Genomic DNA, 20375 nt, shown 5'->3' on the forward strand with positions numbered 1-20375 from the left:
GAGCCTGAATGCCCAGTCGTTTAATGGATGATCTGATACGGGTAACAACAGGTTTATGCCTGAGCATTCTTGTGTCCGCGGCGCAGGCCAGTGAGAACTACAGGTTGCTCGGACGCTCAAAGGCCGGAAATCTGGAAGTTCAACTGGATGAATCACAACGACAATGGCTCAAACAGAAACGCGAACTGAGTCTCGGCACTTCGGCTCCCGATTATCCACCTTTTGATCTGACCACCAGCCGTCACGACTACGAAGGGTACACCGCTGACTACGCTGGTATCCTGAGCAAAATTACCGGATTGCCCATCAAGGTTCAGCGCTTCGAGTCGCGCGGGGCGGCAATCGCCGCACTGGAAAACGGCGAAGTCGATCTGCTTGGTACCGCCAATGGATACGAAGCCAGCAATGCCGACATTGCCCTTTCCACTCCCTATGCCGTGGATCAGCCTGTCCTGGTGACCCGGGAGGGAGAAACCCGGTCCCTGACCGAAGGTCTTGCAGGACTGCGTCTGAGCATGGTGTATCACTATTTGCCGCTGTCGGAGGTCAAGGCGCTGTACCCCAACGCAATGATCACGTCCTATCCTTCCTACCAGAACGCAATAAACGCCGTCGCCTTCGATCAGGCGGACGTTTTCCTGGGCGATACCATTTCAACCCACTACATGATCAACAAGGGGTACCTGAACAATATTCGCATGGCCAACTTCGGCAAACACGAAGCCCATGGTTTCAGCTTCGCCGTACGCAAGAGTCACCGGGAACTGCTCGGCATCATCAACACGCTGATCGCCGCCATTCCGGTCAGTGAACGAGAAAGTATCGCCAAACGGTGGAGCGCGGGCAGCGACATTCTCCTGACCGACCAAAAGCTGCAACTCACCGACCGTGAGGAGCGCTGGCTGATGCAACATCCAATCGTGCGTGTAGTTGCCAATGAAGCATTTGCACCGCTGACCTTTTTTGACAGCGATGGCAAACTTCGCGGCGTCACGGCCGACCTGCTTGAATTGATCAGACTACGCACCGGTTTGCGCTTTGATATCCGCCGCAGCCGAAGCGATGACGAGATGATCGAACAAATCAAAAACAATCAGACCGACGTGATCGCAGCCCTGCTTCCCAGCACCCAACGTCAAACCACGCTGAACTTCACCCGCCCCTTTCTCGAAAACTCCTACGTCCTGTTGACCCGTAAAGCTACCGACAGCCCGACCAATCTTTCGCAACTTGATGACAAACGCCTGGCAATTGCCCGAGGCAATCCGCTGATGGAATATCTGCGCAGGGAGTTCCCCCGGATCAAATTGATTGAAACTGCAGACACTTTCAGCGCTGTTGAAATGCTCGCCGAAGGGGCGGTGAACTCGTTGATTACTGCCAACTATTTCATCTCGTCCCAACTGTTCGAACACACATTGCAGATCAGCACGACCATCGGCACCGAACAGGCCGCGTTCTCTCTCGCCACCGCTCAGGAAGCCAAGGAGCTGAATGCCATTCTCGACAAGGCACTGCTGAGCATCGCGCCTGAAGAACTGGGCATCATCAACAGCCGCTGGCGGGGTTATTCCGCATCCTCGCAAAGCACTTGGCGAAACTATCACCGGGTGTTCTATCAGATCGTCATCGGGGCAGGTGTGTTGCTGCTGATTTCCGTTGCCTGGAACGATTACATGCGGCGTCAGATCAAGCAGCGCAAAGCAGCCGAGCGTGCACTGAACGACCAATACGAGTTCATGCGATCGCTGGTCAATGGCACACCGCATCCCATTTACGTACGCGATCGCCAGGGCCTGCTGCAAAGCTGCAACGACAGCTATCTGCGAGCGTTCAGTGCCAGACGCGAAGATGTCATTGGCAAAAGTGTCATGCAAGGGACCATCAGCAACGTGTTCGAGGCTCGGGAGTACCAGGCTGATTACCAGCGGGTCATCGCCGAAGGACGACCGTTGATTGTCGATCGGGAGTTGCACATCGGCGGGCGACGGCTGACGATTTATCATTGGATTCTTCCCTATCGCAATTCCCGCGGTGAAGTACAAGGGATCATCGGCGGCTGGATCGACATCAGTGAACGGCGACAACTGTTCGATGATCTACGGTGTGCGAAAGAGCGTGCCGATGACGCCAACCGCGCCAAAAGTACGTTCCTGGCGACCATGAGCCATGAAATCCGTACACCGATGAATGCGATCATCGGCATGCTCGAACTGACGCTAAAACGCATTGATCAGCAGCATCCAGATCGTCCGGCTATCGATGTCGCGTACAACTCGGCGAAGGATCTGCTGGATCTGATTGGCGACATTCTCGACATCGCCCGGATTGAATCCGGACACCTGAGTCTGAGCCCTGAGCGCGTCAACCCAGGTGAACTAGTGGCGTCGGTGGTTCGAATATTCGATGGCCTGGCGCGACAGAAAAAGCTCGAGCTTTCACTGGAATTCCATCCCGTCCGGCCGACAATCGATCTTCTGCTCGACCCGTTACGCTTCAAGCAAGTGCTGTCGAACCTGATCAGCAATGCCATCAAGTTTACGGAACGGGGTCAGGTCAAAGTGATTGTCGAGCTGCAAGACGCCGCGAAGCCCGAACAAGTGCAGTTACGTTTACAAGTCCACGACAGTGGTATTGGCATTAGCGATCAGGATCAACAGCGCCTGTTCGAACCTTTCGCCCAGGCCGCCAACGCCGTGCAGTCCGCCAGAGGTGGTGCCGGGCTAGGTCTCGTGATCAGCCGTAACTTGTGCGAAATGATGGGCGGCAGCTTGCAACTGAACAGTCAGCCGGGCGTCGGCACTCAGGTCGAGGTATCTCTCTTGCTAGAAACGCTGCCTGTGCAGCATTTAGCACAACCAGCCGAGGTACAGATCAATGTCGCCAAAGCCCCGCTGAATGTACTGGTGGTCGACGATCACTCGGCCAATCGCTTGCTCATGTGCCAGCAACTGGAGTTTCTCGGACATCGATACCAAGTCGCGATGGATGGTCGGGAAGGATTCGATGCGTGGAAAATCGAGCCGTTTGATCTGGTTATTGCGGACTGCAACATGCCCATCATGAGCGGCTACGAATTGGCTCGAGCCATTCGCAGACATGAGCACCAACACAGACGCCCTGCTTGCACCATTCTTGGCTTCACCGCCAACGCTCAGCCCGAAGAAATACAACGCTGCAAAAAGGCCGGGATGAATGATTGCCTGTTCAAACCCCTTCCTCTGAACGCCCTGAGTCAATGGGTTGAAGGGGTAAAACCGCGCATCGACAAGCCTGCATTCAGTCTGCAGGGGCTACACCTGCTGACGGGAGGAAACCCGGTGCTGGACAGGCGCTTGTTGACCGAGTTGCTGGACAGCAACCGTCAGGACCTGCAAATACTGCAGTCGTTATCTCAGACCGGGGACAAACAGGCATTGCTCGACATCGCACACAAAATCAAGGGTGCAGCACGGATCGTGCAAGCCTCTCGCTTGATCGAAAGTTGCGAGGCGCTCGAAACTACCTGCCAAGGGATCTTCAATGACAACGAAATGGCCGTTTACATAAAAAGCCTTCAGCGCGCCATGGATGAACTGGAGCATGCATTGCGGATACAAATCAGAAAAAACGACGAAAGCAGAATGACAGAGCCTTAACTATGCTTGGACGCTAAGCAGTGCGTTAACCCTCCTGGAGAACCTGCAATGCCAAGCCCACTGCGCCCGGACCCACGCCGGTTTCCGCTGCACGTCCATATCAGCGTCATGTTCACCTTCCTGTTGTTGCTGACCGGAGTGGTGCTGGGCATTTTCAATTATCGGCAAACCACGCAAATCATCCTTTCCAGCAGTGAAAAACTCTTCAACCGCATTGAGCAGGATGTCCGCCTGGACCTGCATGCCACCTATGAACCGATTCGACACCTGCTGAGCCTGTTGGCGACCAACCCGGCGAGCCAGTCGTCGGACCTGGAGCAACGCCTGGCACTGCTCAAGCCGTTTAGCCAATCCCTCAAGGACAATCCCGATCTGGCCTCGTTATACCTGGGCTATGACAACGGTGATTTCTTCATGGTTCGTCCGCTGCGGACCCAGGATCTGAAAGCCCTGCTCAAAGCTCCCGAGGCAGCGCACTATCAGGTCTGGAGCATCGAGCATGACGACAGCGGCCAGCCTCGCTCAAAATCCCTGTTCTTCGATCGGAATCTGACCCTGCTCAGCCGTCAGGACAACCCGGGGGATAATTACGATCCACGCACCCGCGCCTGGTTTGCCAAGGCCCGCCTTGATGACAATCAAATCACCACCGAGCCGTATATCTTTTTTTCCACCCATGAGGTTGGCACGACACTGGCCCGCCGTAGCGGTGATAACGCAATCATCGGCGCTGACCTGACCCTGGCCGAACTCAGCGCGACCCTGGCCAAGCACGTCGTGACCCCCAACACTGAAATTGTGCTGTTCGATGCCCAAGGCAATGCCATCGCCTACCCCGACAGCCGCAAGTTGATCATCGACGATCAGACGGCGCGCCTCGCCAAGGCTGCCGACCTGAGCCCCAGTCTTGGCGCCCTGCTCAGAAGCCCTCCGCAAGGCAATCGACTGAACGCCAACGGCCGACAGTGGATCGTGGCCCGCAGCAGCATGCAGGAGGGAGGGCCCAATGGACTGCAACTCGCATTGCTGGTGCCCGAGGACGAGTTGCTCGTTGATGCCTATCGCATGCGCTGGCAAGGTGCCCTGATTACATTGGCAACACTGTTGTTGTGCTTGCCGCTGGGTTGGCTGATCTCCAGAGTCCTGGTCAAACCCCTACGGGCGCTGGTGCAGGAAGCCGACGCAATTCGCAGTTTCGATTTCAATTTTCCGCTTTCCCGTCGCTCGCCGGTTCTGGAGGTGGACCAACTGAGCGTGTCCATGGCGCGCATGAAGGACACGTTGGCGAGCTTCTTCCAGATCACCGACAGCCTCAGTGCTGAAACCCGCTTTGCCCCATTGTTGCAACGGGTACTATTTGAAACAGTGAAAATCGGTCAGGCCCAGGCCGGGCTGATCTACCTGCGTGAGGGTGACGGTGATCGCATGGAGCCCCAAGGACTGGTGATCAACGACAGCGCCGAGGACTTGTCGTCATTCGACATTCAGGCTCACGCGCTCCAAGACCCGCAAAGCCCGTTATGGCTGCAACAGTTGGCAAAGGCCGACAATGTTGTCAGCAGTCTCGGGTTCGAACAGGCGGGGGATTTGCAAAAAGTGATGCTCGCGCTGGAATGTCCGCGGGTTCACCTGATCGGTATCCGACTGCACAATCGGCATAATGAAACGGTTGGCCTGCTGGTCTTCCTGTTGTCCGACAGTGGTAGCCAGAGTGACCTGGAAAAACTCAAACCGGACCGCATCGCGTTTCTCCAGGCAGTGTCCGGTGCGGCAGCGGTGAGTATCGAAAGTCAGCGCCTGCAAGCTCGGCAGAAACAACTGCTGGACGCCTTCATTCAACTACTGGCCGGAGCAATCGACGCCAAAAGTCCCTATACCGGCGGTCATTGCCAGCGAGTGCCGGAACTGACGCTGATGCTCGCTCAGGCGGCAGCGGCCAGCCAGGCACCTGCCTTCAAGAGTTATCAACCCACCGAGGATGAATGGGAAGCACTGCACATTGCCGCCTGGCTGCATGATTGCGGCAAGGTCACCACCCCGGAATACGTTGTCGACAAAGCCACGAAACTGGAAACCCTGAATGATCGCATCCATGAAATCCGCACCCGATTCGAGGTGCTTAAACGCGATGTCTGGATCAACTATTGGCAAGCCCTTGCCCAAGGTGGCGAAGAACAAAGGCTAGTGCAGCAGCGCAGTACCGAACTGGCCGAACTGGATGATGATTTTGCCTTCGTCGCCCGTTGCAACCTCGGTAGCGAAGCCATGGCCGAGGCCGACATGCAGCGTTTGCGCGCGGTGGCCCAACGGACCTGGAGCCGAACCCTGGATGACCGTTTAGGTGTGTCCTGGGAAGAAAACCGGCGACAGGCACAAACGCCGCCGCCCGCCCTGCCTGTCGATGAACCGTTGCTGGCGGACAAAGCCGAACACCTGTTCGAGCGCCCCGAGAACGAACGAATCCCGGAAGACAATCCCTGGGGATTCAAACTCGATGTACCGACCTACAAGTACAATCGAGGCGAACTGTATAACCTGAGCATTGCCCGGGGCACGCTGACGAGCGAAGAGCGATACATCATCAATCACCACATGGTGCAGACGATTCTGATGCTCAACCATCTGCCTTTCCCCGGCCACCTGAGTACCGTCGCGGAACTGGCCGGTGGGCATCATGAAAAAATGGACGGCACCGGTTATCCAAAACGCTTGAAACGCGAAGACATGAGCCTGCCGGCACGGATGATGGCGATTGCCGATATTTTCGAAGCACTGACAGCCGCCGATCGTCCATACAAGAAGGCCAAGACCTTGAGCGAAGCGCTGGGCATCATGGCCTTCATGTGCCGTGACGCCCACATCGACCCGGAACTGTTCGGGCTATTTCTCGACGCACACATCTATTTGCAGTACGCCCGGCGTTTTCTCGATCCACAGCAGATCGACGCCGTGGACACGGCAAGCTTGCTGAGCAAGGCTGGTTTAACGAGTTGATCAGCAGTCTGTCAGGCGCAAAAAAATCGCTGCCAACTGTTCAATGCCCACCTGATCCTGCGCGGTGAAACGCGCGAGTTTCGGACTATCGAGATCGAGCACACCGATCAATCGGCCCTCCTTTACCAACGGCACGACCAGTTCACTGTTCGATGCACTGTCGCAGGCAATGTGGCCGGGAAACGCGTGTACGTCCTCCACCCGCTGAGTCTGCAAGGTCGCCGCCGCTGCCCCGCACACACCACGACCAAACGGAATTCGCACACACGCGATCTGCCCCTGGAACGGGCCAAGCACCAGTTCTTCGTTGCGATTGAGATAGAAACCGGCCCAGTTAAGGTCATCGAGCTGATTGAACAGAAACGCCGAAAACTGAGCGGCATTGGCAATGAAATCCCGCTCGTGCGCCAACAAGGACTCCAGTTGCGCATGCAACATGCCGTAGCCTTCGAGGCCCTGGCCGCTCTTTTGTAAATCGATCATGCCTTGTGCTCCAACAGTTTCAGCCCGACCCAATAACGGGCAAATTGATAGGCGCATCGTCCATTGCGATTGCCCCGGCCCGTGGCCCAACGCACGGCCAGAATGTCCAGCTCTTCGGTGCGCTGCCACGTCAGTCCCGACTTGTCGGCCAATTGCCCGATCCAGTGCTCGACGACGTTGAGAAAGTGCTCTTGGGTAAACGGGTAGAATGACAACCATAGGCCGAAGCGGTCCGACAGCGCGATCTTGTCTTCCACCGCCTCGCTTGGATGCAGCTCACCGTCGACGCGTTTCCAGTTTTCGTTATCGCTTTCCTTTTCTGGCACCAAGTGGCGACGGTTGGACGTGGCGTACAGCAGCACGTTATCCGGAGCCTGCTCCAGCGAGCCATCGAGGACACTCTTCAGCACCCGATAATCACCTTCCCCTGACTCGAACGACAGGTCATCGCAAAACAGCACGAAACGCTGGGGCAACCTGGCGATCTGTTCAACGACGCGGGGCAAGTCGGCCAGGTGATCACGCTCGATCTCGATCAAACGCAGTCCCGCCGCGGCGTGCTCGGCCAGCAAGGCGCGCACCAGCGACGATTTACCGGTGCCGCGCGAACCCCACAGCAATGCGTGGTTGGCAGGCATGCCGTCAAGGAACTGCTGGGTATTTCGCCCCAGCTGCTCGACTTGCCGGTCGACGCCGATCAGGTCCGACAGACGCATGTCGAGGCTGACCTTCAGTGGTAACAGAAATCCGCTGCGACCTTCTCGCTGCCAGCGCGCAGCCAGGCATTGAGTCCAGTCAATGGCCTGCCGGGGAGCAGGCAGCAAGGGCTCGATGCGGGCCAGAACGGAATCGGCACGTTCAAGAAAAGCATTCAATCGGGAATCCACGACTTCTCCTAGGGCACGTTCACAGTAATGATGGCGGTAAAACGACGAAACACAGCGTCCAACAAGCGACTCACCCCGCTGCACAAGGCTCGTCAGAGCATCGGTCGCCATGCATGATCGGCTATGCTTGAGCAGCGAAAAGAAAAGGAAGTGACACACCCGCCCATGGATATCAAATTCACCAACCGGCTATCTTACAAACAAGCCCGGCTTACCGTGCTGGTCGGTTTTATTCTGGGCACGCTGCTCAGCCTGGTGCAAATCAGCATCGATTATGCCAGTGAAGACGCCTCCATCAATCGTGAAATCCTGTCTTTACTGGAAATCAGCCACAATCCGGCCTCGCGCATTGCCTATAACATCGACGCCGAACTCGCCAAGGAGCTGACCCAGGGCCTGTTGCGCTCACCGGCAATAATCGGCGCGAAGTTGACCGATAACAACGCAACCGTGCTGGCCAACGTCAAGCGTCCGCCGATGGAAAGCAACTATCGGGTGATCAGCGACTACCTGTTCGGGGCCAATCGGCGCTTCGAGGATCGTCTTTACCTGAGTCACTTGCCGAATGAATCCCTCGGCACGTTGCAGCTCGACGTCGACACCTACTCTTTCGGCAACCGTTTCCTGCGTCGCGCCGAAGTCACGCTGCTCAACGGCTTTGCGCGCAGCCTGATCCTGACGGGCATCCTGCTGGCCCTGTTTTATGTGATGTTGACCAAACCCCTGGTGCGGGTGATTCGCGAGCTTAGTAGCCGAGATCCGCGCAGCGCTGAGCCGACGACGCTGGAGTGTCCAGCCGGGCATGCCAAAGATGAAATTGGCGTGCTGGTCAAGGTTGCCAACCAGCAATTCAAAAATATCGCAACGGAAATCCAGCAGCGGCGCAACGCCGAAAATCGCCTGACCGATTACCTTGGTCAACTGGAAAACATCGTCTCGGCCCGCACCACTGAACTCAAGGCGATCAATGCCCGGCTCAGCCAGTCCAATCAGGAACTGGAGATCGCCCGCAGCACCGCGCTGGAAATGGCCGAAGCGCGATCGGTATTCCTGGCCAATATGAGTCACGAAATCCGCACCCCCCTCAACGGGTTGCTCGGCATGATCGCCCTGTCCCTCGACGGACCGCTCAATTCCGAACAGCAGCAGCAACTGTCCATTGCCCACGACTCGGGCAAAGTTCTGGTGGAGCTGCTCAACGATATCCTTGACTTGTCGAAGTTCGATGCCGGCCAGCTCGAACTCGAAAACATTCCGTTTGACCTGGGTTCGCTGATCGAAGACACCGCCAACCTGTTGTCGCAAAACGCCGCGCCAAGCGTGGAGCTGACCTGCCTGATCGATCCGCAATTCCCGGCACTGGTGCTCGGCGATCCGACTCGCGTTCGACAGATCGTCAGCAACCTGCTGTCAAATGCCCTCAAATTCACCCGATTCGGTCGGGTCGATGTACGCCTGGCGACGTTCGAGGGCGGTGTCAGAATAGAAGTCTGCGACACCGGCATCGGTATCCCACTGGATGCCCAGTTCAAGATTTTCCAGCCATTTACCCAGGCCGGTGCCGGCATTACACGGCAATTTGGTGGCACAGGACTGGGTCTGGCGTTGACCTATAACCTCTGCGAAGCCATGCAGGGGCGCCTGACCATCAGCTCCGAGGCGGGTTTTGGCAGCCAGTTCTGCGCGATTCTGCCGTTGCCCAGTCACACTCGTTTCTTGCCTCCTGTGCCATTGCAAGGCAAGGTTATCGCGATCACTGCCGCCAGCAGTGGCCTGGCAGAGCTGCTGGGCACAGTGTTGCCTGGCTGGGGACTCGAATTTCAGCGGCGCTCCATCGATGATCCGCTGAATGGCGTGGAGCTCGACGTGCTGATCACCGACTGCCCCGAATGCCTGTTCAACCTGCGCCCTACCGTTACCGCACCCATTTTGCTAGTGACGGCCTACGGTAACTTCATGCCCAGCGAAGAGGTCAGCGCACTTGCCCCGTTGCAGCAACAGGCTCGGCCCTTGGCACGTACGGCGCTGTACCAGTCCTTGCAACGGATTCTGCAACCGGAACACAACACGCTCAACGAAGCTCGTCCCGACGCGCAGAACCTTCAGCGTCGCGGGCGCGTTTTGCTTGTAGAGGACAATCCGGTCAACCAATTGGTGGCCAAGGGCATGCTCGGCAAACTCGGCTGTGAGGTGGTCACCGCCGCCCACGGTGCCGAGGCGCTGGATCATCTGGAGCTGCGTGATTTCGATCTGGTACTGATGGACTGCAACATGCCGGTGATGGACGGCTATGAAGCCAGCCGACATATCCGTCGCAGCGGGCGTTGGCCGCATTTGCCCATTGTCGCCCTGACCGCCAACGCGATGTCCGAAGAGCGCGAACGTTGCCGTGCGGCAGGCATGAGCGACTATCTGGCCAAACCCTTCAGGCGCGAGGAACTGGCAGCCCTGCTGGATTTATGGATCCCTCTTACGACAGCGCCTTGATTTGCCCCAGCAGTTGATCCAGACCATTGCGCAAGTCATTCAAGCGATCCAGGTCGACCCCGCTGTCACACAACAGCTGCGCCTTGAGTGGCCCAACCTGCTCACGCAAGGCCTGCCCAGCTGGCGACAGACTCAGATGCACCTCACGCTCGTCCCGCGCCGAACGCTGGCGCTGGACCAATTGCAGCTGCTCAAGACGCTTGAGCAACGGCGTCAGCGTGCCGGAATCCAGGGCCAGACGCTCGCCCAGCGCCTTGACGGTGGGCTGCTGCGGCGCAGTTTCCTGCCACTCCCACAAAACCAGCATCGCCAGGTATTGCGGGTAAGTCAGGCCTAATTGATCAAGCATCGGCTTATAGGCACGAATCACTGCCCGGGACGCGGCGTACAGTTTGAAACAGAGCTGGCTGTCCAGTTTCAGCGAATCGACGGACAAGGTATTCATTTGAGCAGGGCTTCGATCTCGCGGTTCAAGTCCTGCGGCTTGGTCGCCGGGGCGAAACGCTTGACCAACTGACCATCCTTGCCGATCAGGAATTTGGTGAAATTCCATTTGATCCCTTGGGAACCCAGCACACCTGGCGCGCGTTTTTTCAGTTGCACAAACAGCGGATGGGCGTCAGAGCCGTTGACATCAATCTTTTTGAACAGCGGAAAAGTGACGCCGAAATTCAGCTCGCAGAACTCGGAAATTGCCCCTTCGTTGCCCGGCTCCTGCTTGCCGAACTGGTTGCAGGGAAAACCGAGCACCACCAGGCCTTGATCCTTGTAGGTCTGCCAGAGCTCTTCCAGTCCCTTGTATTGAGGGGTGAAGCCACATTTACTGGCCGTATTGACCACCAGCACGGCTTTGCCGGCGAAATCCGACAGGGTCTTTTGCTCACCCTTGATGGTGGTGCAAGGGATGTTCAGCAGATTGTCGCTCATGGTTAAGGTTTCCGATGGGAGGAAGAACCGTAAAGGTAGCTAACAATTGAATTGTGTGCAATTTAAATAATCAACCCAGCGACACCCGTAGGAGCTGCCGAAGGCTGCGATCTCTTAATCACCTCTATTTGAGGCCAAAAGATCGCAGCCTTCGGCAGCTCCTACGGGGCTCGCATTACCCTCGCGGTACCAGGTCCAGGCACACCGAGTTGATGCAATATCGCAGGCCGGTAGGTGGTGGCCCATCCGGGAACACATGACCCAGGTGTGCATCGCATTTGGCGCAAACCACTTCGGTACGGATCATGCCGTGGCTGACATCGCGGATCTCGGTCATGGCACTGTCACCGATCGGTGCGTAGAAGCTCGGCCAGCCGCAGCCGGAATCAAATTTGGTTTTGGAGTCGAACAGCGGCTCGTTGCAGCAGATGCAGTGGAAGATACCGTCGATCTTGCTGTCGTTGTATTTGCCGGAGAACGGTCGTTCGGTACCTTTGAGGCGGCACACGTTGTATTGCTCTGGATCGAGCATCGCCTTCCATTCTTCCAGGGTTTTTTCCAACTTTTCCATCATCACACCTCAGCAGCTGAAAAAGCCCGATCTGTACCTTTTCCACGGATCGGGCGGCACGTATGATTGCGCCTCGTCAAAGCCCAGTCTGGCAGCCGGACCGCGCGCATTCAAACGGATTTATGGGTGCCGCATCTCAAGGCGTCAGGCCTGTGTGAATACGCAGGATTCCCAGCACGGTTGTTCACACGCCGCCTGGATCGTTCATTTTCGGGAACACATCGCCATGCAGGTCAGCAAATCGAACAAGCTCGCCAACGTCTGCTACGACATTCGCGGCCCAGTGCTCAAGCACGCCAAACGCCTGGAAGAGGAAGGCCATCGCATCCTCAAGCTGAACATCGGCAACCCGGCGCCCTTTGGTTTCGAAGCGCCGGATGAAATCCTCCAGGACGTCATCCGCAATTTGCCAACAGCACAAGGCTACAGCGACTCCAAAGGCCTGTTCAGCGCGCGCAAGGCTGTAATGCAGTACTACCAGCAAAAGCAGGTGGAAGGCGTTGGCATTGAAGACATCTACCTGGGCAACGGCGTTTCCGAACTGATCGTGATGTCGATGCAGGCCTTGCTCAACAATGGCGACGAAGTGCTGGTGCCGGCACCTGATTATCCGTTATGGACCGCAGCCGTGAGCCTGTCCGGCGGCAATCCGGTGCACTACCTGTGCGACGAGCAAGCCAACTGGTGGCCGGACCTGGCCGACATAAAGGCCAAGATCACCCCGAACACCAAGGCGCTGGTGATCATCAACCCGAACAACCCGACCGGCGCGGTGTATTCCAAAGAAGTGTTGCTGGGCATGCTGGAACTGGCCCGCCAACACAATCTGGTGGTGTTCTCCGACGAAATCTACGACAAGATCCTCTATGACGATGCCGTGCACATCTGCACCGCCTCCCTGGCACCGGACCTGCTGTGTCTGACCTTCAATGGTCTGTCAAAGTCCTATCGTGTAGCCGGCTTCCGCTCCGGCTGGATCGCCATTTCCGGTCCCAAGCACCATGCCCAAAGCTACATCGAAGGCATCGACATGCTGGCCAACATGCGTCTGTGTGCCAACGTGCCGAGCCAGCACGCGATCCAGACCGCGCTTGGCGGCTATCAGAGCATCAATGACCTGGTACTGCCGCAGGGCCGCCTGCTGGAGCAGCGCAACCGCACCTGGGAGTTGCTCAACGACATCCCGGGCGTGAGCTGCGTCAAGCCGATGGGGGCGCTGTATGCATTCCCGCGCATTGACCCGAAGGTGTGCCCGATTCACAACGACGAGAAATTTGTCCTCGACCTGCTGCTTTCCGAGAAGCTGCTAGTGGTGCAAGGCACCGCGTTCAACTGGCCATGGCCGGACCACTTCCGTGTCGTGACCCTGCCACGGGTAGACGACCTGGACATGGCCATCGGGCGCATCGGCAACTTCCTCAAGTCTTACCGCCAGTAAACGGCCTTACCACCGTGCGACGTGAGTGTCCGTCGCCCGGTGATTCATTCAGCAACACATACTGACGTCCCGCAATTCTCTGCCGCTGCCGTCCTCAACCGATAACGCCGTACCTGTTTGCGCCTGACGGACCGTGGGACTTCGAGGTAAATCGACTTTTAAACACTTCCGTCTTGCGCCTCGGAAATGTCCTGCAAACAGCTAAGCTATTGCCGTAGGACACAGTTTGAAATAGTCACCCAGTTGAATACCCCGGTGCAGCACCTTATATACCCCGCAGTACGCTACATCTTTAGCTCAAGGAGATTTCTACAACCATGATGCGCATCCTGCTGTTTTTGGCCACTAACCTGGCGGTCGTGCTGATTGCCAGCATCACCCTGAGCCTTTTCGGCTTCAACGGGTTCATGGCGGCCAATGGGGTTGATCTCAACCTCAATCAGCTGCTGATTTTCTGTGCGGTCTTTGGTTTCGCCGGCTCGCTGTTCTCGCTGTTCATCTCCAAGTGGATGGCGAAGATGAGCACCAGCACCCAGATCATCAGCCAGCCGCGCACTCGCCATGAACAATGGCTGCTGCAAACCGTCGAGCAGCTGTCCCGCGAAGCCGGAATCAAGATGCCGGAAGTGGGTATCTTCCCGGCTTACGAAGCGAACGCGTTCGCTACGGGCTGGAACAAGAACGACGCTTTGGTCGCCGTCAGCCAGGGTTTGCTCGAGCGCTTCTCGCCGGATGAAGTGAAAGCCGTCCTGGCCCACGAAATTGGCCACGTCGCCAATGGCGACATGGTCACGCTGGCGCTGATCCAGGGTGTGGTGAACACCTTTGTGATGTTCTTCGCACGGATCATCGGTAACTTCGTCGATAAAGTGATCTTCAAGAACGAAGAAGGCCAGGGCATCGCCTACTACGTGGCGACCATCTTCGCTGAACTGGTTCTGGGCATCCTGGCCAGCGCCATCGTCATGTGGTTCTCGCGCAAGCGCGAGTTCCGTGCAGACGAAGCCGGTGCCAACCTGGCGGGCACTGCCGCAATGATCGGTGCCCTGCAGCGACTGCGTGCGGAACAGGGGCTGCCAGTGCACATGCCGGACACCCTCAATGCATTTGGTATCAACGGTGGCATCAAGCAGGGGTTTGCCCGCATGTTCATGAGCCACCCGCCACTGGAAGAGCGTATCGATGCGCTGGCGCGTCGTCGCGGCTAAGAGACTTCACAGCAAAAATTGAAAGGCCCGCAGCGATGCGGGCCTTTTTTCTGGTCGAAAAAGTCAGTGTTTTTCAGGGCCTCATCGCGGGCAAGCCCGCTCCCACAGGATCTGTGAACACCACAGATCATTGTGAGAGCGGGCTTGCCCGCGATGAGGCCGGGACTGGGAACTTTATTAGCGGCTGGAAACCCGATACACCCGCTCCTCAAGCCGTGTGACACCTGCCTCCAGGAATTTCCCGCTCTCGCCCAGCACATCCTGATCTTCCAGGATTTTCAGCGCCCATGAATCCCCGAACAGCCTCTGCACCTCATCATCAAGTACGGCAAACGGTGGACCGGGCATTTGCGCCTGCTCATAGTCCAGAGTAATCAACAGGCCAAGGGACTCCTTCGGCAATACCCGCTTCAAATGGGCGGCATAGCGCTCGCGCATTTCGGTCGGCAATGCGATCAATGCCGCACGATCATAAAGCGCAGAGCAATCGGCAACATCCCCGGCCGTCAGCTCAAAGAAATCGCCACACCACAACTCAATGGAACCTGCCCGATAAACCTTGAACGGTCCCTGCTCGCTGACGGCCGGGTCAAAGCCATGTTCGCTGAAAAAATGCTCAACGGCTTTTTCCGACAGTTCGATTCCCAAAACCTCATGACCCTGATGGGCGAGCCACAGCAGATCCAGGCTTTTCCCACACAAGGGCACCAATACGCGCGCGCCTTCTTCCAGGCTTAACGCCGGCCAGAACCGCTTCAGATAAGGGTTCACCTGCGGCAGATGAAAGCCGATCTGGTTCGACGCCCATTTCTTGTGCCAAAACTCCGGCTGCATAAATAACCCCGAAAATTCGATCAAAAAACCCTAAAACTTATATTAGATTTAGATCAATGACTGATTGAAGATGACAGCATCTTAACTCTCAGGAGCTTATTCATGTTCCCCAGCCTATACATATCTCATGGCTCCCCCATGCTGGCACTCGAACCCGGCGCCAGCGGACCAGCCCTTGCGCGCCTCGCCGCCGAGATGCCGAAACCCGAGGCCATCGTGATTGTTTCGGCGCACTGGGAAAGCAATGAGCTGCTGGTCAGCGCAAATCCGCAGCCTGAAACCTGGCATGACTTCGGTGGTTTTCCCAAGGCCCTGTTCGACGTGCAGTACCCGGCAGCGGGTGATCCAGCGTTGGCCGCAAAGGTTGTCGAGCTGCTGAAGTCCAATGACCTTGCCGCACGCCTCGACACCCAGCGACCGTTCGACCATGGCGTTTGGGTCCCCTTGTCGTTGATGTATCCGCAGGCGGATATCCCGATTGTTCAGGTTTCCCTGCCCACCCGTGGCGGCCCTGCCCTGCAAACCCGCGTCGGTCATGCCTTGGCCGGACTGCGCGAGCAAGGCGTGTTACTGATCGGCTCCGGCAGCATTACCCATAATCTGCGGGAGCTGGACTGGCATGCCGGCCCGGAAAGCGTTGAACCCTGGGCGCAATCATTCCGTGACTGGATGATCGAAAAACTCGCGGCGGACGATGAAGCCGTGCTGCATGACTATCGCGCGCAAGCGCCAAACGCCGTGCGCAACCATCCGAGTGATGAGCATTTGTTGCCGCTGTACTTTGCTCGCGCCTCCGGTGGCGATTTCAGCATTGCGCATCAAGGATTCACCCTGGGCGCGCTGGGCATGGACATCTACCGATTCGGCTAGCGGAAAAGCAAAAGATCGCAGCCTTCGACAGCTCCTAAGGGATCGCATTTCTTTGTAGGAGCTGGCAAAGGCTGCAATTTTTCCCAGGCAAAAAAAAATCCCCGAACCAGTCGGGGATTTTTTATGTTCGATCAATCAGCCCGAGAGCGGATCAATCTTCGCGGTAGCGACGCAGCTTCAACTGCTTACCGGCAACGCGAGTGTCCTTCAGTTTGGTCAGCAACTTCTCCAGACCATCTTCCGGCAGCTCGACGAGGCTGAAGCTGTCACGCACCTGGATGCGACCGATCGCTTCACGTGCCAGACCACCTTCGTTAAGGATGGCGCCCAGCAGGTTCTTGGCAGCGATACCGTCACGCGCGCCCAGCGCGGTACGGCAACGTGCACGGCCTTCGCCCAGTGGCATCGGAGCGCGACGCTCGCGGTCACCACGCTCAGGACGATCACCGGAACGCTCTGGACGATCGCCACGCGGTGCGTTGTTCGGCACCAGTGGACGTTCTTTCTCGATAGCGGCCAGGTTCAGCGCTTGACCGTTGGTAGCCTTGCGCAGCAGGGCTGCGGCCAGGGCACGTGGGCTGCAACCGATGTCGGCGGTCAGGCGATCGAGCAGATCACCGTGAGTCGATTCGGCCTCAGCCACCAGCGGCGACAGGCTGTTGGTCAGTTTCTTGATGCGCGCATCCAGAACGGCTTGAGCGTCCGGCAGGCGAACTTCAGCAACCTTCTGACCGGTTACACGCTCGATCACTTGCAGCATGCGGCGCTCACGTGGAGTCACCAGCAGCAGCGCACGACCTTCGCGACCGGCACGGCCGGTACGGCCGATACGGTGAACGTAGGACTCTGGGTCGTACGGCATGTCCACGTTGAACACGTGAGTGATGCGCGGAACGTCCAGACCACGAGCGGCAACGTCGGTCGCCACAACGATGTCCAGACGGCCATCCTTGAGGGAGTCGATCACGCGCTCACGCTGGTTCTGGGCGATGTCGCCGTTCAGCGCAGCGGCTTTATAGCCTTTGGCTTCCAGGGCACTGGCCAGGTCCAGGGTCGCTTGCTTGGTGCGCACGAACATGATCAGGGCGTCGAAATCTTCCACTTCCAGCAAGCTGAGAACGGCAGAAGTCTTCTGGTCGGCGTGAACCAACAGGTGAGCCTGTTCGATCGCGGTAACGGTCTGGGTCTTGGTCTGGATCTTCACGTGTTGCGGATCGCGCAGATGGCGTTCAGCAATGGCACGGATCGACTGCGGCAAGGTGGCCGAGAACAATACGGTCTGACGGGTTGCAGGCAGGGCCTTGAAGATAACTTCCAGGTCGTCCATGAAGCCCAGCTTGAGCATTTCGTCGGCTTCGTCGAGAACCAGGTGGTTCACGGTCGCCAGTACTTTTTCGTCGCGACGCAGGTGATCGCACAGACGGCCCGGAGTGGCGACAACGATCTGTGCGCCATTACGGATTGCTTTCAATTGTGGGCCCATCGGCGCGCCGCCGTAGACAGCCACAACAGTTACGCCCGGCATTTGCTTGGCGTAAGTTTCGAAAGCGGTTGCAACTTGTAGCGCCAACTCACGAGTTGGGGCCAGGATCAGGGCTTGCGGTTCGCGCTTTGCAGGATCGATGCGATGCAGGATCGGCAGGGCGAACGCAGCGGTTTTACCCGTACCGGTTTGCGCCTGACCAATCATGTCGTGACCGGCCATGATGATCGGGATCGATTGCTGCTGAATAGCCGATGGCTCTTCGTAGCCAGTCGCGGTGACGGCTGCAAGAATATTCGGATTAAGATTAAAAGCGGCGAAGCCGCCGGTTTCCTGGGTCATGGGTCTGCCTCTAAGTGCATCCGCAAAGACCCATGCTCCAAAGCTGCGCGTGCCGTGTTGAGACTCAAGAGTCGCCCTGGCAGCTTTGTCGGCGGGGATTTGCGAAAACGAATGAATGAAAAGAATCGTCAAGGAAGAGTCCGCGGGGCGGACGTGCAGCCGAAGCTGGCTTCGGGGAATTGCGCTACCTAAACGCGGCCCGGTTAAAGGCCGGCGCGCACTATACCGGAATTAGCTCGAAAAGGGAGCTTTTTTTATCAGATATGCACCGAATACACCTTTGTGTCACAGGCTTTGCGAATAATCGATCAGCCGTCTATTTTTCAAAGGCCCGGCCTTGCAGGTGATAGCGCTAAAACGCTTCACCCTTTGCTGTGCAGACCGCCTGTCTGACACGCCTCTCCCACCCCGAGGACCGCTCCATGAATCAGCCCTGCTCCAGTCGTGTCAGCCGCGAAAGCAAGGGTCATGTGTTCTTGATCGGTCTGGATCGGGTGGCCAAGCGCAATGCCTTCGATCTCGACCTGCTCAATGAACTGAGCCTGGCGTATGGCGAGTTCGAAGCCGACGCTGCGGCGCGGGTGGCGGTGGTGTTTGGTCATGGCGAGCATTTTACCGCCGGACTCGACCTGGTGAACGCCAGCGTCACCCTGACTGAAGGCTGGCAGGCGCCGCCGGGCGGCTGCGATCCGTGGGGCGTGTTCGCAGGCCCGCGAGTCAATAAACCGGTGATTGTCGCCGCGCAAGGCTATTGCCTGACCATTGGCATCGAATTGATGCTGGCAGCCGACATCAACCTTTGCGCCAGCAACACCCGGTTCGCGCAAATGGAAGTGCAGCGCGGAATTTTTCCATTTGGCGGTGCCACCCTGCGACTGCATCAAGTCTCAGGCTGGGGCAATGCGATGCGTTGGTTGCTGACTGGAGATGAATTCGACGCCCACGATGCGCTGCACCTGGGATTGGTGCAGGAAGTCATGGCCAGTGAGGATCTGCTCCCCCGGGCGATTGAACTGGCCGAACGCATTGCCCGGCAGGCGCCGCTTGGCGTTCAGGCCACGCTCATGTCTGCGCGACAGGCCCGTTATGAAGGGGAAACCGCAGCGGCGCAGGGGTTGCCGCCGCTGGTGAAGAAGCTGATGGCCAGCGAGGATGCTGCCGAAGGCGTGCGGTCGATGGTGGAGCGCAGACCCGGAGTTTTCAAAGGCTGCTGAAAAACGCGTAGGAGCTGCCGAAGGCTGCGATCTTTTGACGTTCAAGACCAAAAGATCGCAGCCTTCGGCAGCTCCTACACGGAGATTTGTATGCCTCAAGTCGCCGGGCGAATGCACTTGATCAGCGAATCCAGCGAATACCCCAACCGCGGCGCCAGCGCTTCGGCGCGGGCGGCCAGGCCTTGCCTGTCCAGCACCTGATCCAGCTCCGACGGCACGATCAGGATCACATTGCCCTCTTTCACCGGCAGTTCCCAATAATGGCGGTGATACAACCCGCGCAACAGGGCGGCGCCCAACGGTTTGCCATCGTCGGTGGCCCATTGGTTGATCACCAGCCAGCCACCGGGGTTCAGGCGTTTCTGGCAGTTTTCCAGGAAACTCCAGGCCAGATGCCCGACACCGGGACCGACGTCGGTGTACAGATCGACGAAAATCAGGTCCGCCGGCTCTGCGGTATCGAGCAATTCCAGCGCATCGCCCACCCGGATGTACAGGCGCGGATCGTCATCCAGCCCCAGGTACTCGATAGCCAAACGCGGGACGTCGGGGCGCAACTCGATGGCCTCGACATCTTCCAGCGGCAGGAACTTGAGACAGGCCTGGGTCAGCGTACCGGCACCGAGGCCGAGGAACAGCGCGCTTTCCGGCTGCTCATGGCACAGCGCACCGATCAGCATCGCGCGGGTGTAGTCGTACTCGAGCCAACTCGGATCGGCGGTGAACACACAGCTTTGTTCGATGGCATCACCGAACTCGAGAAAACGGTAATCGGCCACTTCCAGCACGCGGATCACACCAAACTCGTCCTGCACCTCGGCGAGCAGATGCTCGACGCGCTCCTCAGTCATTTCGTCTCCTGATCGCTGCCTGGCCCGGCAACGCGCTGAACCGCAACATGAAGCGGCAAAGGCGCGATTGTCCGCGAAGCGACGGGAACAGGTCACGCACTAATTTGCTGATAACATGACCGTCCGAGCGAAAAACACTAGAGACCGT

At 57.7% G+C, this 20375-nt stretch carries 15 protein-coding genes; 7 read left to right on the forward strand and 8 right to left on the reverse strand.

All coding sequences use genetic code 11. The features are described 5' to 3' along the window. Positions 1-8: 8 nt before the first annotated feature. Positions 9-3638 (forward strand): transporter substrate-binding domain-containing protein, encoded by a 3630-nt coding sequence (locus tag QMK58_RS22380; protein ID WP_320395457.1) that lies wholly within the window; start codon positions 9-11, stop codon positions 3636-3638. Between the two features lie 48 nt (positions 3639-3686). Continuing rightward, complete coding sequence (locus QMK58_RS22385; RefSeq protein ID WP_320395458.1) at positions 3687-6632, forward strand: HD domain-containing phosphohydrolase; 2946 nt, start codon at positions 3687-3689, stop codon at positions 6630-6632. Here QMK58_RS22385 and QMK58_RS22390 read toward each other — a convergent pair whose 3' ends face one another. Together QMK58_RS22390 and QMK58_RS22395 are read right to left on the reverse strand one after the other, a co-directional pair. After that, positions 6633-7115, reverse strand: coding sequence for a GAF domain-containing protein (locus QMK58_RS22390; RefSeq protein WP_053155865.1), 483 nt, complete (start codon positions 7113-7115; stop codon positions 6633-6635). Then, positions 7112-8002: an ATP-binding protein gene (locus QMK58_RS22395; RefSeq protein ID WP_053155862.1), complete on the reverse strand. Its 891-nt coding sequence runs from the start codon at positions 8000-8002 to the stop codon at positions 7112-7114. The genes QMK58_RS22390 and QMK58_RS22395 overlap by 4 nt, the downstream gene beginning before the upstream one ends. A gap of 165 nt (positions 8003-8167) precedes the next feature. On the opposite strand from QMK58_RS22395, the gene QMK58_RS22400 reads away from it, so the two are divergent. After that, positions 8168-10489, forward strand: coding sequence for a response regulator (locus QMK58_RS22400; RefSeq protein WP_320395459.1), 2322 nt, complete (start codon positions 8168-8170; stop codon positions 10487-10489). Here the strand turns inward: QMK58_RS22400 and QMK58_RS22405 are convergent. The 3 genes from QMK58_RS22405 to msrB all read right to left on the reverse strand — a co-directional run bounded on the left by QMK58_RS22405 (position 10473) and on the right by msrB (position 11987). Beyond that, positions 10473-10934, reverse strand: coding sequence for a MarR family winged helix-turn-helix transcriptional regulator (locus QMK58_RS22405; protein WP_053155856.1), 462 nt, complete (start codon positions 10932-10934; stop codon positions 10473-10475). The genes QMK58_RS22400 and QMK58_RS22405 overlap by 17 nt on opposite strands. Continuing rightward, positions 10931-11416 (reverse strand): glutathione peroxidase, encoded by a 486-nt coding sequence (locus QMK58_RS22410; RefSeq protein ID WP_053155853.1) that lies wholly within the window; start codon positions 11414-11416, stop codon positions 10931-10933. Before QMK58_RS22410 ends, QMK58_RS22405 begins: the two co-directional genes overlap by 4 nt. Before the next feature lie 175 nt (positions 11417-11591). Continuing rightward, positions 11592-11987 (reverse strand): peptide-methionine (R)-S-oxide reductase MsrB, encoded by a 396-nt coding sequence (gene msrB, locus QMK58_RS22415; RefSeq protein WP_053156062.1) that lies wholly within the window; start codon positions 11985-11987, stop codon positions 11592-11594. Between the two features lie 226 nt (positions 11988-12213). Here msrB and QMK58_RS22420 point away from each other — a divergent pair, with 226 nt between their 5' ends. Together QMK58_RS22420 and htpX are read left to right on the forward strand one after the other, a co-directional pair. Then, on the forward strand, positions 12214-13425 hold the full coding sequence (locus QMK58_RS22420; RefSeq protein ID WP_008030363.1) for a pyridoxal phosphate-dependent aminotransferase: 1212 nt from the start codon (positions 12214-12216) through the stop codon (positions 13423-13425). A 317-nt stretch (positions 13426-13742) separates the two neighbouring features. Next, positions 13743-14633 (forward strand): protease HtpX, encoded by an 891-nt coding sequence (gene htpX, locus QMK58_RS22425; protein ID WP_008059113.1) that lies wholly within the window; start codon positions 13743-13745, stop codon positions 14631-14633. A gap of 177 nt (positions 14634-14810) precedes the next feature. Here htpX and QMK58_RS22430 read toward each other — a convergent pair whose 3' ends face one another. Further along, positions 14811-15467, reverse strand: a complete 657-nt coding sequence (locus tag QMK58_RS22430; protein WP_053155850.1) for a thiopurine S-methyltransferase — start codon at positions 15465-15467, stop codon at positions 14811-14813. A gap of 102 nt (positions 15468-15569) precedes the next feature. Here QMK58_RS22430 and QMK58_RS22435 point away from each other — a divergent pair, with 102 nt between their 5' ends. Then, on the forward strand, positions 15570-16337 hold the full coding sequence (locus QMK58_RS22435) for a DODA-type extradiol aromatic ring-opening family dioxygenase (RefSeq protein ID WP_053155848.1): 768 nt from the start codon (positions 15570-15572) through the stop codon (positions 16335-16337). 151 nt (positions 16338-16488) lie between these two features. On the opposite strand, the gene QMK58_RS22440 is transcribed toward QMK58_RS22435, so the two are convergent. Beyond that, a complete protein-coding gene (locus tag QMK58_RS22440) occupies positions 16489-18162 on the reverse strand; it encodes a DEAD/DEAH box helicase (protein WP_034150150.1) in 1674 nt (557 codons plus the stop codon). A gap of 422 nt (positions 18163-18584) precedes the next feature. Here QMK58_RS22440 and QMK58_RS22445 point away from each other — a divergent pair, with 422 nt between their 5' ends. Beyond that, positions 18585-19376 (forward strand): crotonase/enoyl-CoA hydratase family protein, encoded by a 792-nt coding sequence (locus QMK58_RS22445; protein ID WP_053155844.1) that lies wholly within the window; start codon positions 18585-18587, stop codon positions 19374-19376. A gap of 95 nt (positions 19377-19471) precedes the next feature. Here QMK58_RS22445 and QMK58_RS22450 read toward each other — a convergent pair whose 3' ends face one another. Beyond that, positions 19472-20227, reverse strand: coding sequence for a spermidine synthase (locus tag QMK58_RS22450; protein WP_053155842.1), 756 nt, complete (start codon positions 20225-20227; stop codon positions 19472-19474). Between the last annotated feature and the right edge of the window lie 148 nt (positions 20228-20375).

Origin of the sequence: Pseudomonas sp. P8_241 (assembly GCF_034008315.1) — a bacterium.
In the GTDB taxonomy this organism is placed as follows: Bacteria; Pseudomonadota; Gammaproteobacteria; order Pseudomonadales; family Pseudomonadaceae; genus Aquipseudomonas.

Bases quoted from the DNA above. Each gene is read 5' to 3' on its own strand.
- QMK58_RS22380 (WP_320395457.1), top strand. From the start codon at position 9: ATGCCCAGTCGTTTAATGGATGATCTGATACGGGTAACAACAGGTTTA.
- QMK58_RS22385 (WP_320395458.1), top strand. From the start codon at position 3,687: ATGCCAAGCCCACTGCGCCCGGACCCACGCCGGTTTCCGCTGCACGTC.
- QMK58_RS22390 (WP_053155865.1), bottom strand. From the start codon at position 7,115: ATGATCGATTTACAAAAGAGCGGCCAGGGCCTCGAAGGCTACGGCATG.
- QMK58_RS22400 (WP_320395459.1), top strand. From the start codon at position 8,168: ATGGATATCAAATTCACCAACCGGCTATCTTACAAACAAGCCCGGCTT.
- QMK58_RS22405 (WP_053155856.1), bottom strand. From the start codon at position 10,934: ATGAATACCTTGTCCGTCGATTCGCTGAAACTGGACAGCCAGCTCTGT.
- QMK58_RS22410 (WP_053155853.1), bottom strand. From the start codon at position 11,416: ATGAGCGACAATCTGCTGAACATCCCTTGCACCACCATCAAGGGTGAG.
- msrB (WP_053156062.1), bottom strand. From the start codon at position 11,987: ATGGAAAAGTTGGAAAAAACCCTGGAAGAATGGAAGGCGATGCTCGAT.
- QMK58_RS22420 (WP_008030363.1), top strand. From the start codon at position 12,214: ATGCAGGTCAGCAAATCGAACAAGCTCGCCAACGTCTGCTACGACATT.
- htpX (WP_008059113.1), top strand. From the start codon at position 13,743: ATGATGCGCATCCTGCTGTTTTTGGCCACTAACCTGGCGGTCGTGCTG.
- QMK58_RS22430 (WP_053155850.1), bottom strand. From the start codon at position 15,467: ATGCAGCCGGAGTTTTGGCACAAGAAATGGGCGTCGAACCAGATCGGC.
- QMK58_RS22435 (WP_053155848.1), top strand. From the start codon at position 15,570: ATGTTCCCCAGCCTATACATATCTCATGGCTCCCCCATGCTGGCACTC.
- QMK58_RS22440 (WP_034150150.1), bottom strand. From the start codon at position 18,162: ATGACCCAGGAAACCGGCGGCTTCGCCGCTTTTAATCTTAATCCGAAT.
- QMK58_RS22445 (WP_053155844.1), top strand. From the start codon at position 18,585: ATGAATCAGCCCTGCTCCAGTCGTGTCAGCCGCGAAAGCAAGGGTCAT.
- QMK58_RS22450 (WP_053155842.1), bottom strand. From the start codon at position 20,227: ATGACTGAGGAGCGCGTCGAGCATCTGCTCGCCGAGGTGCAGGACGAG.